Source organism: Streptomyces sp. NPDC096323 (genome assembly GCF_040302845.1).
Classification (GTDB): domain Bacteria; phylum Actinomycetota; class Actinomycetes; order Streptomycetales; family Streptomycetaceae; genus Streptomyces.
The window spans coordinates 178682-192009 of record NZ_JBEOSI010000009.1 but is presented as its reverse complement, the minus strand read 5'-3'; the positions used below and the strand labels follow the sequence as shown (position 1 = coordinate 192009).

Sequence of the window (13328 nt, the reverse complement as noted above, 5' to 3'; positions counted from 1 at the left end):
CGGAGCGCTTGGGAGAGGTAGGGTCGGAGGCGGTCGGGGACATCCCATACAACTCGCCGGCGTCGAAAACCGGCGTACCTAACGAGGAGATCGGTTCGTGACGATCCGCGTAGGCATCAACGGCTTTGGCCGCATCGGTCGTAACTACTTCCGCGCGCTGCTGGAGCAGGGTGCGGACATCGAGATCGTGGCTGTCAACGACCTGGGTGACACTGCGACCACGGCCCACCTGCTGAAGTACGACACCATTCTGGGTCGTCTCAAGGCAGAGGTGAGCCACACCGCCGACACCATCACCGTCGACGGTCACACCATCAAGGTGCTCTCCGAGCGCAACCCGGCGGACATCCCGTGGGGCGAGCTGGGCGTCGACATCGTCATCGAGTCGACCGGCATCTTCACCAAGAAGGCCGACGCCGCCAAGCACATCGCGGGCGGCGCCAAGAAGGTCCTCATCTCGGCTCCGGCCAAGGACGAGGACATCACCATCGTGATGGGCGTCAACCAGGACAAGTACGACGCGGCCAACCACCACGTCATCTCCAACGCCTCCTGCACCACCAACTGTGTGGCGCCGATGGCCAAGGTTCTCGACGAGAACTTCGGCATCGTCAAGGGTCTGATGACGACGGTCCACGCGTACACGAACGACCAGCGCATCCTGGACTTCCCCCACTCCGACCTGCGTCGCGCCCGCGCCGCCGCGGAGAACATCATCCCGACCACGACGGGCGCCGCCAAGGCCACCGCCCTGGTCCTGCCGCAGCTCAAGGGCAAGCTCGACGGCATCGCGATGCGCGTCCCGGTCCCGACCGGTTCCGCCACCGACCTCGTCGTGACCCTGAAGCGCGAGGTCACCAAGGACGAGGTCAACGCCGCGTTCAAGAAGGCGTCCGACGACGGCGACCTCAAGGGCTTCCTGACGTACACCGAGGACCAGATCGTGTCCTCGGACATCGTCGGCGACCCGTCGTCCTGCACCTTCGACTCCTCCCTGACCATGGTCCAGGAGGGCAACACGGTGAAGATCCTCGGCTGGTACGACAACGAGTGGGGTTACTCCAACCGCCTCGTCGACCTGACCGTCTTCGTCGGCGGCCAGCTCTGATCCTCGGATCGGCAGGCACCTCGATGTGAGCACGGGGCTCGAACGGCGCAACGCGGCGCCGTTCGGGCCCCGTCGCATGCTCTCTCGTCCTCCAAGGAGTCCAGACAGATGAAGACGATCGACGAACTTCTCGCCGAAGGGGTCACCGGCAAGCGCGTATTCGTCCGCGCCGACCTCAACGTGCCGCTCAGCGGCACCACCATCACCGACGACGGCCGCATCCGCGCCGTCCAGCCGACCGTGGCGAAGCTGGCCGGGGCCGGTGCCCGGGTCGTCGTCGCCTCGCACCTGGGCCGTCCCAAGGGCGCCCCGGACCCGGCGTTCTCGCTGGCGCCCGCCGCCGCCCGCCTCGGTGAACTCCTCGGGACCGACGTGGCCTTCGCGACCGACACCGTCGGCGAGTCCGCCCGCGCCACGGTCGCCGCGCTCGCCGACGGCGAGGTCGCCGTCATCGAGAACCTGCGCTTCAACGCCGGCGAGACGTCGAAGGACGACGCCGAGCGCGGCGCCTTCGCCGACCAGCTGGCCGAGCTCGCCGACCTGTACGTGGGTGACGGCTTCGGCGCCGTCCACCGCAAGCACGCCTCGGTCTTCGACCTCCCGGCCCGGCTCCCGCACGCCGCGGGCGACCTGATCGCCACCGAGGTCGGTGTCCTGAAGAAGCTCACCGACGACGTGCAGCGGCCGTACGCCGTGGTGCTCGGCGGCGCCAAGGTCTCCGACAAGCTCGGCGTCATCGACCACCTCCTGGAGCGGGCCGACCGCATCCTCATCGGCGGCGGCATGGCGTACACCTTCCTCAAGGCCCAGGGCCACGAGGTCGGCAGCTCGCTGCTGCAGGAGGACCAGATCCCGGTCGTGCGGGAGTACCTCCAGCGCGCCGAGGCGAAGGGCGTGGAGTTCGTGCTCCCCGTCGACGTCGTGGTCGCCCCGGCGTTCCCCGACCTCAAGACCAAGGCCCCGGCCCACCCCACCACCGTCGCCGCCGACGCCATGCCGGCCGGGCAGATGGGGCTGGACAACGGCCCGGAGACCAACAAGCTCTACGCATCGAAGCTCGCCGACGCGGCCACCGTCTTCTGGAACGGCCCGATGGGCGTCTTCGAGCACCCCGATTTCGCCGAGGGGACCAGGGCCGTCGCCCAGGCCCTCGTCGACTCCTCGGGCTTCAGCGTGGTCGGCGGTGGCGACTCCGCCGCCGCGGTCCGCATCCTGGGCTTCGACGAGAACGCGTTCGGACACATCTCGACCGGTGGCGGCGCCAGCCTCGAATACCTCGAGGGCAAGACGCTTCCCGGCCTCGCCGCACTGGAGGACTGACCTTTCATGACCACTCGCACCCCGCTGATGGCGGGCAACTGGAAGATGAACCTCAACCACCTCGAGGCCATCGCCCACGTCCAGAAGCTCGCCTTCGCCCTGGCCGACAAGGACTACGACGCCGTAGAGGTCGCCGTCCTGCCGCCCTTCACCGACCTGCGCTCCGTGCAGACGCTGGTCGACGGCGACAAGCTGAAGATCAAGTACGGCGCCCAGGACATCTCGGCGCACGACTCCGGCGCGTACACCGGTGAGATCTCCGGCCCGATGCTCGCCAAGCTGAAGTGCACCTTCGTCGCCGTCGGCCACAGCGAGCGCCGCCAGTACCACGCGGAGACCGACGACGTCTGCAACGCCAAGGTGAAGGCCGCCTACAAGCACGGTCTGACCCCGATCCTCTGCGTCGGCGAGGGTCTGGACATCCGCAAGGCCGGTGACCAGGTCGCGTACACGCTCGCTCAGCTCGACGGCGCGCTGAAGGACATCCCGGCCGAGCAGGCCGAGACCATCGTGATCGCCTACGAGCCGGTCTGGGCCATCGGCACCGGCGAGGTCGCCACACCCGAGGACGCGCAGGAGGTCTGCGGTGCGATCCGCGTCCGCCTGGCCGAGCTGTACTCGCAGGAGCTGGCCGACGCCGTCCGCATCCAGTACGGCGGCTCGGTGAAGTCCGGCAACGTGGCCGCGATCATGGCGCAGCCCGATGTCGACGGCGCGCTGATCGGCGGCGCCGCACTGGACGCCGACGAGTTCGTCAAGATCGTCCGCTTCCGCGACCAGTGAGTATGCGCTAGCGCGGATCCGTCGTACCCTTGCGGGGGCCAGGAGGGCAGCCTCCCGGCCCCCGTTGTTCGCACATGCGGCCAGGAATTTTCGGAAAGTAGGGACCAGCCGTGATTTTGGGGTTCGAGATCGCCCTGATCGTCTTCAGCCTGCTGCTGATGCTGCTGGTGCTGATGCACAAGGGGAAGGGCGGCGGCCTTTCCGACATGTTCGGTGGCGGAATGCAGTCGTCCGTCGGCGGTTCCTCGGTCGCCGAGCGCAACCTCGACCGGATCACTGTCGTGGTCGGTCTGGGCTGGTTCGCGTGCATCGTGGTGCTTGGTCTGCTCATCAAGCTGGACAACTGACCCGTCGTACGCGATTCCGGTGATGGTGTAACTCCAACCACTGGACGCGCGTTGGGCCTTACGTAGACTGGGGCATCTTCGAGCACCATCACGCAGGGAGTTACGACCGTGGCAAGTGGCAACGCGATCCGGGGAAGCCGGGTCGGAGCGGGGCCGATGGGGGAGGCCGAGCGCGGCGAGTCCGCGCCCCGGGCCCGCATCTCCTTCTGGTGCTCGAACGGGCACGAGACGCAGCCGAGCTTCGCCCATGACGCGCAGGTACCGGAGACCTGGGACTGCCCGCGCTGCGGCTTCCCCGCCGGCCAGGACCGGGACAGCCCGCCGGACCCGCCGCGCACCGAGCCGTACAAGACGCATCTCGCGTACGTACGCGAGCGGCGCAGCGACGCGGACGGTGAGGCCATCCTCGCCGAGGCCCTCGCCAAACTCCGCGGCGAGATCTGACAGCCCCAACTCCACAGAAGTCGTTCACCGGCCGGACACCCCCAGGGTGCCCGGCCGGAACGCATTCGCCGTGCCGCAGCCCGCCGTTGTCCCGTCCGCCGCCCTGATCAATTAAGTTGGAGGGGCAGCGGGGAACTGCGGTTACGAGAAGAAGTGGGCTGATGTCCGGGATGAACGCACAAAGCCGAACCAGGCTCAACCAGACGCCGGAATGGACCGCGCTGGGAAAGCACCGTGAGCAGCTCGGGACGACCCGTCTGCGCCAGCTGTTCGCGGACGACCCCGAGCGCGGCACGGGATACGCCCTGCGCGTCGGTGACCTGTACGTCGACTACTCCAAGCAGCTGGTCACCGACGAGACGCTGAGGCTGCTCCGCGAGCTCGCCGCCGCCACCGGGGTCGCCGAGCTGCGCGACGCGATGTTCCGCGGCGACAAGATCAACACCACCGAGGACCGCGCCGTCCTGCACACCGCGCTCCGCGCCCCGCGCGATGCCGTGATCGAGGTCGACGGCGAGAACGTGGTGCCCGCCGTGCACGCGGTGCTCGACAAGATGGCGGCCTTCTCCGACCGTGTCAGGTCGGGCGAGTGGACCGGTCACACCGGCCGGCCCATCAAGAACATCGTCAACATCGGCATCGGCGGCTCCGACCTCGGCCCCGCCATGGCGTACGAGGCGCTGCGCTCCTTCACGGACCGCTCGCTCACCCTCCGCTTCGTCTCCAACGTCGACGGCGCCGACCTGCACGAGGCCGTGCGCGACCTCGACCCGGCCGAGACGCTCTTCATCATCGCGTCGAAGACCTTCACGACGATCGAGACGATCACCAACGCCACCTCGGCCCGCGACTGGCTCCTCACCGGCCTGAAGGCCGGTCAGGACGCCGTGGCCAAGCACTTCGTGGCCCTGTCGACCAACGCGGAGAAGGTCGCCGGCTTCGGCATCGACACCGCCAACATGTTCGAGTTCTGGGACTGGGTCGGCGGCCGCTACTCGTACGACTCCGCCATCGGTCTCTCGCTGATGATCGCCATCGGTCCCGGCCGGTTCCGCGAGATGCTCGACGGCTTCCACCTCGTCGACGAGCACTTCCGCACCGCCCCGGCCGAGGAGAACGCCCCGCTGCTGCTGGGCCTGCTGGGCGTGTGGTACGGCGCGTTCTTCGACGCCCAGTCGCACGCCGTGCTGCCCTACAGCCACTATCTGTCCAAGTTCACGGCGTACTTGCAGCAGCTCGACATGGAGTCCAACGGCAAGTCCGTGGACCGCGACGGCAATCCCGTCGACTGGCAGACCGGGCCCGTCGTCTGGGGCACCCCCGGCACCAACGGGCAGCACGCCTATTACCAGCTGATCCACCAGGGCACCAAGGTCATCCCGGCCGACTTCATCGGCTTCGCCGAACCGGTCGACGACCTGCTGCCCGGCCTGGTCGCCCAGCACGACCTGCTGATGGCCAACTTCTTCGCGCAGACCCAGGCCCTGGCCTTCGGCAAGACGCCCGACGAGGTGCGCGCCGAGGGCGTCCCCGAGGAGCTGGTGCCGCACAAGACGTTCCTCGGCAACCACCCGACGACGACGATCCTCGCCGACCGGCTGACCCCGTCCGTGCTCGGCCAGCTGATCGCGCTGTACGAGCACAAGGTCTTCGTCCAGGGCGCCATCTGGAACATCGACTCCTTCGACCAGTGGGGTGTCGAGCTCGGCAAGGTCCTCGCCAAGCGGATCGAGCCCGTGCTGACGGAGGGCAAGGGCGCCGAACAGCTGGACAGTTCGACCGCCGCGCTCGTCGCCGCGTACCGCGAGCTGCGGGGGCGCTGAGCCCATGGCCGTGGGGGAGGGGACGGCGGCAGGCAGGGTCCGGCTCAGGGCCCCGGCCCACGCGCCGGCCCCGCGCGCCGTCGGCTGGTGGCGGGCGCAGTGGCTGCTGCTGACGGCGGTGCCGGTGGCGGTCCTGGCCGTGCTGGGCGCGTTCCTCGCGTCCGCCCGGTTCTGGCTGCTCGTGCCCGCCGCGGTGCTGGCGGTCCTCGGCGCCGGCTGCGCCGTCCTCGTCCCCCTCTGGTGGTTCCGCACGCACCGCTGGGAGGTCACGGACGAGGCGGTGTACGTACGGACCGGGGTGCTGTGGCAGGAATGGCGCATCGCCCCGATGTCCCGGATCCAGACCGTGGACACCGTGCGCGGGCCCCTGGAGCAGCTCTTCGGACTGGCCACCGTCACCGTCACCACCGCCTCCGCCAAGGGCGCGGTACGGATCGAGGGCCTCGGCCACGAGGTCGCCGCCGAACTCGCCGACCGGCTCACGCGGATCACCCAGGACACCCCCGGCGACGCCACATGAGCACGGCCGCCGGCCAGGACGGCCCGCCGTGGCGGCGCATCCATCCGCGTACGGTCCTGGTCACCACCCTCGTCACGGCGGGAGTGGCCGTCGGCGCCGCCGTCCCGGCCGCGGTCGGGCTGGCAGGGAGGTTCGGGTACGCCAAAGGGATCGGCTGGGTCCTGGCCGGAGCCGTCCTCCTGATCGGCGGCGCGGCCGCGGGCGACTACGTGCGATGGCGGCGCACCCGCTACCGGATCGGCGCCGAACGCGTCGACCTGCACACCGGACTGCTGCTCCTCAAACGGCGCTCCCTCGCCAGGGAACGCATCCGCAGCGTCGACCTCACCGCCCACCTCCTGCTGCGGATCCTCGGCCTGGTCACCGTCCGGATCGGCACCGGTGAGCACACTGGCGGCGAGGCGCCCCTGGAACTCGATCCCGTCACGCGCGCCGAAGGCGAGCGGCTGCGGCGAGAGCTCCTGGACCGGGTCACCGCCCGGACGCCGGGTACGCACCGGGACGGCACGCTGGCGACGCTGGACCCCCGGTGGATCCGCTACGCACCGGTCTCCTTCGTCGCCCCGATGCTCGGGGGAGCGGCGGTCGGCGGTGTCCTGCAGGTCAGCGACTGGGCCGGTGCGCAGGGCGAGGTCATCGACTGGGTCGCCGGCCGGCTCCTGAACACCCCTCTGCTCTGGATACTCGTGGTCCTGGCGGCCGGAGCGCTGGCGGCCGGTGTGGCCGGGGCGCTCGGGCTCTGGGTCGAGAGGTGGTGGAACTACCGCCTGGAGCGCGAACCCGGAGGGACTCTGCGCGTGCGCCGCGGCCTGCTGACCGCGCGCTCGCTCTCGGTGGAGGAGCGGCGGCTGCAGGGCGTCGACCTGGTGGAGCCGCTGGGTGTCCGGCTGTTCGGCGCCGCCCGGCTGGACGCGATCACGACGGGTCTGGCGAAGGACGAGGAGGAGCGGGGCGCCGACCACGACACCCTCCTCCCGGCCGCACCCCGCCCCGTGGCCGAAGCGATCGCCGCCGAGGTGCTCCGCGAGCAGGCCTCGCCGGCCGCCGCCCCGCTCACCGCTCATCCGCCGGCCGCCCGGGACCGCCGTCTGCGCCGGGCCGTCGGGGCGTGCCTGCTTCCCGCGCTGCTCCTGGCGGTCCTGGGCGCCCTGCTGACGCCCGTACTGTTCTGGGCGGCGCTCGGCTGGGCGGTGGTGTCCCTGTCCCTCGCCGTGCCGCTGGCCCTCGACGCGTACCGGGCGCTGGGGCACGCCGTGAGCGGCGCGTATCTGGTGACCCGCTCCGGCACGCTCCGGCGGTCCACGGCCGCGCTGCGGCGGACCGGGGTGATCGGCTGGACGGTGCGGCAGTCGTACTTCCAGCGCCGGGCCGGGCTGCTGAGCATCACCGCCACGACCTCGGCCGGGGCGGGCGCCTACACGGTGCGCGACGCGGACGCCTCCGAGGGCCTGGCCTTCGCGGCGGATGCCGTGCCCGGCCTGCTCGAGCCGTTCCTCGACCGGTCCTAGGAGGTCACGGCGCCACCAGAGTGGTGGCGTCGAAGGCGGCGATGCCCGCCGGCGGCGGGGCGTCCCGGGGCTCCGGCGCGGGGTGCCCGGCCGCCAGGACGTACAACGGGGTGTGACCGGTGTTGTCCAGGCCGCACCGGCCGGCCACCGCGGAATCCCTGAAGGCGCCGGTCTGCGCGGGTCCAAGACCGAGGGCCGTCGCGGTCAGGGCGAACGTCTGCCCCAGGTGCCCGGCGTCCAGCAGGCAGACGCGGTAGGCGCGCGGCGTCGGGTACTTCGCGCTCATCCGCTCCAGACGCGCGGCGAGCACGACGAAGAAGGCGGGCCGTTCGGCCCATGACTGGTCGGCGCAGAGATGGGCGGCCTCCTCGGGCGTGAACCCCTCGGAGACCAGCTCCAGCGCGTGCAGCAGCCCGTTGTAGCGATACCAGCCGGCGGAGAGGCCGGTGACATCGAGGACGCCGACATAGGCGTCGATCTCCTGCCGGGAGCCGCCCTGCGGGCTGGTGCGGCGATACAGCGCGCCGCGGCCGCAGTCGATGAAGTCGACCGGTCCGAACACCGTGGCCAGCAAGGCGGCAAGGGTGTCCAGGGCCACCGGCGCACCGGTGAAGTCGCGGTGGGTGCGGCGGTCGTAAAGGACACGTTCGAACGGTGCCCCGAGCGCGCCCGGCCGACGGGGCAGCAGGAGCCGGGGAGCATGCGGACGGCCGGTGAACAGCGGAGGCGGGGCCGAGGAGCCGGACGCCGGGGCGGCCGTGGTCGCGTCGCCGTCGGCCGCGCCGGCCGGGTCCTCGCCGTCGCCCTCGCCGGGGTCGTACACGTCCGAGGTGGCGTAGTGGAAGAACGAGGCCTCGGGCATCCACGCGCCCCACTGCCGGGCGATCTGGTCGTCGCGGTGGGCGGCCGCGCTGCCCTCGGCCAGCAGAGCGCCACCGCGGAGCAGCGTCGCGACGGCCGCCTCGACGGTGTCCGGGGTCAGATGACCCAGACGCCCGGCCGCCTCCTCAGGGGCGTTCCACTCCTCGAACGCGCTCAGGATCTCGGCTGCCGCGGGGTGCAGCGCCGTGGGTGTGCCGTGCGGGTGGGGGTGGACGACGAACGTGCCCTCGTGCCAGTAGCACGTCAGGCAACGGGAGCGGCGCAGACGCAAGGTGACTCCTCGACGGTACGGAAGTGAAGTGGAGCGAGGGGGAGGGGAGGAGAGGGAAAGCCGCGTGGGGCCGGGGCTGGGGGAACCCGGCCCCACGCGACGGCGATCAGGCCTGGCGGTAGGCCCACGTCCAGTTCCAGGTGGAACCCTCACCGGCCTTGGGGCGGTCGGCCCGGACGACGATCCGGTGCTGCATCTCGATACTGCGCATCACTGATCAACTCCTTTCAGCTTCTTCGCTCCGTGGGTCGAAGCGATGACCTATCCATAACGCACCATGAATTCCTGCTGCGCAAGAGGCGTCCTGAGGCATCACTCTTTCGTGGTCTTATCCATGGCCTTTGATTTTGCTTTCTGTGGCATTTCTGGGGGGCGGTATCACGCACTGTTCCGGGGTCGGCCGGCATGGTGTCCGGTCGTGTTGGTGAGGCATCACCGCTGATCAGAGCAGTGATGTGAGGTTGCTTACCGATTTCTTTCCATATCTTTTCGGCTACCTGTCGAGGCGGACGAAGCCCTCCGGGGCGTGCCATAACGTGCTGTCACCGACGCTCCCCGAGTAGGCACTGTGCCCGACTCGAGGCGTAAAGCCATTCAGTAATGCGGGCGTCGGGCCAACGAATCAGCGAAGGGGAACCATGAGCGTATTTCCGTCCGAAGAAAAGGCCTACGACGTGTTCGGGCAGCTTTTCACCAGGCTGCTGGAGGACGAGCAGTTCATGGAAAAGGCCCGCAGGGAGTCGCTCTCCGTGCACCTGGTGCACAGGAAGCCGGACTGCCGGATCTTCGTCTCGCCCCAGGGCGTCGTCCTCGGGGGCGAGGCGCCGTTCAAGGCCGCGATCACCCTCAAGATGTCCTGCGACACCGCGCACGCGCTGTGGCTTGGCCGGCTGCTGGTGCCCGCCGCCATCGCCACCGGGAAGGTCCGGATCCGCGGCCGGATCGCGAAGGTGCTGGAGCTGGTGCCGCTGCTCCAGCCCGCCTTCGACAGCTACCCGGCGATCGCGGCCGAGTCGGGCATCGACGGCTGACGCACCGCCCGTACCCCTGCCCCCGGCGGCGTCCCGCCGCATCCCCTCGACAACCACTTCCCAAGGAGCCCCAAGAATCATGACCACCGATGTGTCGGGAGATCTCTCCCCGGAGCTGAACTTCGACGTCCTGCCTCCCGGGGTACGGCAACTCAAGGAGGAAGCGCGGAAGTTCGCGCACGAGGTCGTGAGGCCTCGGGTCCAGGAGATGGACCAGGCGCCCGCCGAGGACTTCGACTGGGACGTCGTCCGCCGCGGCCACGAGATCGGCCTGACCCGGGCGGCCGTTCCCGTCGACTACGGGGGCCTCGGCCTCGGCATGCTCGGGGTCGCCACCGCCCTGGAGGAAGTGGCCGCCGTGTGCCCCGGCACCGCGCTCGTCTTCGGCGCCACCATGCTCGGCCAGGCCCCGCTCCTGCTCTCCGGCGATCCCCGCCTCCAGGCGCGCTACCTGCCGCTGTTCTCCGGTGACGAGCCGGTGCTCGCCTGCAACGCCGTGACGGAGGAGGACGCGGGCTGCGACCTGATCATTCCCTCCAACGCGCCGCACGCACGCAACGTGATGACCGCGCGCCGGGACGGCGACACCTATGTGCTGTCCGGCAGGAAGCGGTTCATCACCAACGCCCGGTTCGCCGCGTTCGCCTCGGTGTTCGCGAACATGGAGGGCAGCCCCGGGGCCACGGGGCTCACCTCCTTCATCGTGCCCCTGGACCTCCCCGGCGTGGTCCGCGGCCCGGTCGCCGACAAGATGGGATACCGGGCCTGCCTGGGCAGCGAACTGACGTTCCATGAGGTCCGGGTGCCCGCCGAGAACATGATCGGCGGCGAGGGCGAGGGCATGCCCCTCAACATGGCGCAGAGCAACATGGCCCGGGCCGCGGTCGCCGGGATCTCCACCGGCGTGGCACGCGGCGCCCTGGAACAGGCCGTCACCTGGGCGGGCGAGCGGGTGCAGGGCGGCGCACTGCTGCACCGGCACCAGTTCACGGCGGCGAAGCTGGCCGACATGAGTGCCAAGGTCGACGCCGCCCGCCTCCTCTACCTGCACGCGGCGAACACCGTGGACACCCAGCTGCCACCACCGGCCTACGAGCCGGCCGTCGCCAAGCTCTTCGCCGACCGGGCGGCCATCGACGTGGCCGACGCGGCCTGCTCCCTCGTCGGCGCGCGGGGCTACCTGCGCTCCCACGGCGTGGAGAAGATGCTCCGCGACGCCTACGGCACCCGCATCTACGAGGGCACCCCCGAGGTGCTGGCACTCGCGATCACCGAAAGCCTCTACGCCGAGGACGATGCCGAATGAACGCGTCCTCCCTGCCCGCAGCCGGTGACGGTCACGTCCGCACCAGCATTCCGGCATCCGCCGACCCCACGGGCTCGCGCGCGCTGCGCTACGTCGCCGACATCATCGAACTGCACGAGCGGCTCAGCTACCGGCAGCTTCCGGCGGAGATCGACGGTGCCCCGCTGAACTACGCGGAGGACGAGCAGAGCGGCCTGATCACCGTGACCGCGCGGGACAGCCAGTTCCCCGCCCGCTACCTCAGGGGCATCCTCGGCTTCCGGCTCGCCCAGTATCTGCGGCTGAGCTGGATCTCGGCCGACCGCGTCTACCGGACGGCCGCCTACCACGAACCCCTGCCCCGGCCCGGTGGGATCGAGAGCATCCACACCGTGACCCTCTGCTCGCGGACCGGCAGGATCCGCGGCTACGTCGGACTGAGCTGCTCGTCGGACGCCATGAGCCTCCCCCTCGACTCGTCACGGCGCACCCCGTTCCCGACCGAGGTGGCCCACGGCGTCGACCTGCTCGCACCGTACGCGCGCCCCGGCCTGGGGACCCACCAGGTCTTCGAGATCAAGCGCTTCCTGCGCGACCAGGCGATGCCGCTCGGCATTCAGCACGACCGCGTGCCGTGGCACCTCATGCTGGGCATGGGCGACGCCATGATCCAGCTCGGTGACGCGATCCGCCTGGTGCTCGGCGACGCCAAGGAGCACGTGGCCCTGCGCCACCTGCGCCTGGGCGGCTTCGACCTGCGCGTCATCGAGGACACGTCTCCGAGCCTTCCCGCCTCGGACCCGCTGGCGCCGATCTACCACCAGGGGATCGTCGCCAAGCCGTTCGTCGCCCCGGTGCCCGACGACCTGCCCTGGTACCGCGACGTCATCCGGTCCTATCTGGACGGCACCAGCGACCTGACCTCGCATCACGACATGGTCGCCAGGCTCGCCGGGCGCAGACGGAAGACCGACGGCCCCCTGATCCCCCGCCAGCGTGGAGGTACCCGATGACCCTGGAGGACATCAGCCGGCAGCCGGCGGGCAAGGGGGAGTCCGGGCCGCACCGCGCCTTCTACGACGAGCTGGTCACCCGCAACGCCGGTGTCGTCCCCGAGGCCGAGCAGCAGGCGCTCCGCAAGGCGACGGTCCTCGTCGCCGGCTGCGGCTCCATCGGCGGCGCGGCCGTGGAGCCGCTGACCCGGCTCGGCGTGCAGCGTTTCCTGGTGGCCGACCCCGGAACGTACGAACTGAACAACCTGAACCGGCAGAGCGCGGTCGCCGCCGACATCGACCAGAACAAGGCCGCGGGCGCCGCCGAACGCATCATGGCGATCAACCCGCACGCCCGGGTGACGGTGTTCGCCGACGGGGTGACCTCGCAGACGGTGCAGAAACTCACCGCGCCCTGCCAGCTGATCATCGACGGGGTGGACGTCACCACCCCCGACGGCTGGCGCGCCAAGCACCTGCTACACCGCGTGGCGGTCCAGCGGCGGCTGCCTCTGATCACCGGCTGGGACATGGCAGGCACCCAGTACGTGCGCTGCTACGACTACCGGCGCATCCAGGAGCCGTTCGCCGGCGCCATCACCGTGGCCGACATCGAACGCATGGACACCTGGGACCTGCTGCGCCGTGCCGTGCCGCTGCGCAGGGTACCGGCCGAGATGCTGGCGGAGATCCGCGCCAACCATCTGCGTACGGACTACAGCTTCCCGCAAGTGGCCTACACCGCCACGGCGTTCGGGGTGCTGAGTTCCCACATGGCCGTACGGATCCTCGCCGGGAAGTCCGTACGCGCCGAAGTGCGCATGGACGTCCACCAGATGGCCCGGCCCTTCCATGAGCGCTGGCTCAGCCGTCTGTCGTGGCCGGTCCAACTGGCGGCCCTGGTACCGCCGGTGATCCGCATCATGCGCCGGCAACGCGCGCACTGAACGACGCCGCACTGAACGACGCCGCGCACGAGGGGCCGGCGGCGGGCACGCCGGACACCGGCGCCCC

The 13328-nt window shown here is 70.3% G+C and carries 13 protein-coding genes; 12 read left to right on the top strand and 1 reads right to left on the bottom strand.

The window, feature by feature from the left end; translation table 11 throughout:
* The first annotated feature begins 97 nt into the window (after positions 1 to 97).
* From gap to ABTX18_RS25190, 8 genes are all read left to right on the top strand, one after another.
* Positions 98 to 1108, top strand: coding sequence for a type I glyceraldehyde-3-phosphate dehydrogenase (gap, locus tag ABTX18_RS25225; protein WP_352125016.1), 1011 nt, complete (start codon positions 98 to 100; stop codon positions 1106 to 1108).
* 108 nt (positions 1109 to 1216) lie between these two features.
* Entirely contained in the window at positions 1217 to 2428 is a 1212-nt protein-coding gene (locus ABTX18_RS25220; protein WP_352125015.1) for a phosphoglycerate kinase, read from the top strand.
* 6 nt (positions 2429 to 2434) lie between these two features.
* Complete coding sequence (tpiA, locus tag ABTX18_RS25215) at positions 2435 to 3211, top strand: triose-phosphate isomerase (protein ID WP_352125014.1); 777 nt, start codon at positions 2435 to 2437, stop codon at positions 3209 to 3211.
* A 110-nt stretch (positions 3212 to 3321) separates the two neighbouring features.
* Positions 3322 to 3558: a preprotein translocase subunit SecG gene (gene secG / locus ABTX18_RS25210; RefSeq protein ID WP_018104607.1), complete on the top strand. Its 237-nt coding sequence runs from the start codon at positions 3322 to 3324 to the stop codon at positions 3556 to 3558.
* A 108-nt stretch (positions 3559 to 3666) separates the two neighbouring features.
* Positions 3667 to 4002, top strand: a complete 336-nt coding sequence (locus ABTX18_RS25205; protein WP_078622699.1) for an RNA polymerase-binding protein RbpA — start codon at positions 3667 to 3669, stop codon at positions 4000 to 4002.
* A 170-nt stretch (positions 4003 to 4172) separates the two neighbouring features.
* Positions 4173 to 5825, top strand: coding sequence for a glucose-6-phosphate isomerase (gene pgi / locus ABTX18_RS25200; RefSeq protein ID WP_352125199.1), 1653 nt, complete (start codon positions 4173 to 4175; stop codon positions 5823 to 5825).
* Positions 5826 to 5829: 4 nt separating this feature from the next.
* Positions 5830 to 6345 carry a PH domain-containing protein gene (locus tag ABTX18_RS25195; protein WP_352125013.1) on the top strand — a complete coding sequence of 172 codons (516 nt, stop codon included), beginning with the start codon at positions 5830 to 5832 and terminating at the stop codon, positions 6343 to 6345.
* Positions 6342 to 7853 carry a PH domain-containing protein gene (locus tag ABTX18_RS25190; RefSeq protein WP_352125012.1) on the top strand — a complete coding sequence of 504 codons (1512 nt, stop codon included), beginning with the start codon at positions 6342 to 6344 and terminating at the stop codon, positions 7851 to 7853. The genes ABTX18_RS25195 and ABTX18_RS25190 overlap by 4 nt, the downstream gene beginning before the upstream one ends.
* 4 nt (positions 7854 to 7857) lie before the next feature.
* Here the strand turns inward: ABTX18_RS25190 and ABTX18_RS25185 are convergent, their stop codons facing one another.
* Positions 7858 to 9006 carry a SagB/ThcOx family dehydrogenase gene (locus ABTX18_RS25185; protein ID WP_352125011.1) on the bottom strand — a complete coding sequence of 383 codons (1149 nt, stop codon included), beginning with the start codon at positions 9004 to 9006 and terminating at the stop codon, positions 7858 to 7860.
* 638 nt (positions 9007 to 9644) lie between these two features.
* Here ABTX18_RS25185 and ABTX18_RS25180 point away from each other — a divergent pair.
* From ABTX18_RS25180 to ABTX18_RS25165, 4 genes are all read left to right on the top strand, one after another.
* Complete coding sequence (locus tag ABTX18_RS25180; protein WP_352125010.1) at positions 9645 to 10037, top strand: hypothetical protein; 393 nt, start codon at positions 9645 to 9647, stop codon at positions 10035 to 10037.
* Positions 10038 to 10116: 79 nt separating this feature from the next.
* Positions 10117 to 11343, top strand: a complete 1227-nt coding sequence (locus ABTX18_RS25175; protein ID WP_352125009.1) for an acyl-CoA dehydrogenase family protein — start codon at positions 10117 to 10119, stop codon at positions 11341 to 11343.
* On the top strand, positions 11340 to 12335 hold the full coding sequence (locus tag ABTX18_RS25170) for a hypothetical protein (RefSeq protein WP_352125008.1): 996 nt from the start codon (positions 11340 to 11342) through the stop codon (positions 12333 to 12335). Before ABTX18_RS25175 ends, ABTX18_RS25170 begins: the two co-directional genes overlap by 4 nt.
* Positions 12332 to 13261, top strand: coding sequence for a HesA/MoeB/ThiF family protein (locus ABTX18_RS25165; protein ID WP_352125007.1), 930 nt, complete (start codon positions 12332 to 12334; stop codon positions 13259 to 13261). The genes ABTX18_RS25170 and ABTX18_RS25165 overlap by 4 nt, the downstream gene beginning before the upstream one ends.
* Positions 13262 to 13328: the final 67 nt, after the last annotated feature.

Bases quoted from the DNA above. Each gene is read 5' to 3' on its own strand.
- ABTX18_RS25220 (WP_352125015.1), top strand. From the start codon at position 1,217: ATGAAGACGATCGACGAACTTCTCGCCGAAGGGGTCACCGGCAAGCGC.
- pgi (WP_352125199.1), top strand. From the start codon at position 4,173: ATGAACGCACAAAGCCGAACCAGGCTCAACCAGACGCCGGAATGGACC.
- ABTX18_RS25180 (WP_352125010.1), top strand. From the start codon at position 9,645: ATGAGCGTATTTCCGTCCGAAGAAAAGGCCTACGACGTGTTCGGGCAG.
- ABTX18_RS25170 (WP_352125008.1), top strand. From the start codon at position 11,340: ATGAACGCGTCCTCCCTGCCCGCAGCCGGTGACGGTCACGTCCGCACC.
- ABTX18_RS25195 (WP_352125013.1), top strand. From the start codon at position 5,830: ATGGCCGTGGGGGAGGGGACGGCGGCAGGCAGGGTCCGGCTCAGGGCC.
- ABTX18_RS25175 (WP_352125009.1), top strand. From the start codon at position 10,117: ATGACCACCGATGTGTCGGGAGATCTCTCCCCGGAGCTGAACTTCGAC.
- ABTX18_RS25165 (WP_352125007.1), top strand. From the start codon at position 12,332: ATGACCCTGGAGGACATCAGCCGGCAGCCGGCGGGCAAGGGGGAGTCC.
- ABTX18_RS25190 (WP_352125012.1), top strand. From the start codon at position 6,342: ATGAGCACGGCCGCCGGCCAGGACGGCCCGCCGTGGCGGCGCATCCAT.
- tpiA (WP_352125014.1), top strand. From the start codon at position 2,435: ATGACCACTCGCACCCCGCTGATGGCGGGCAACTGGAAGATGAACCTC.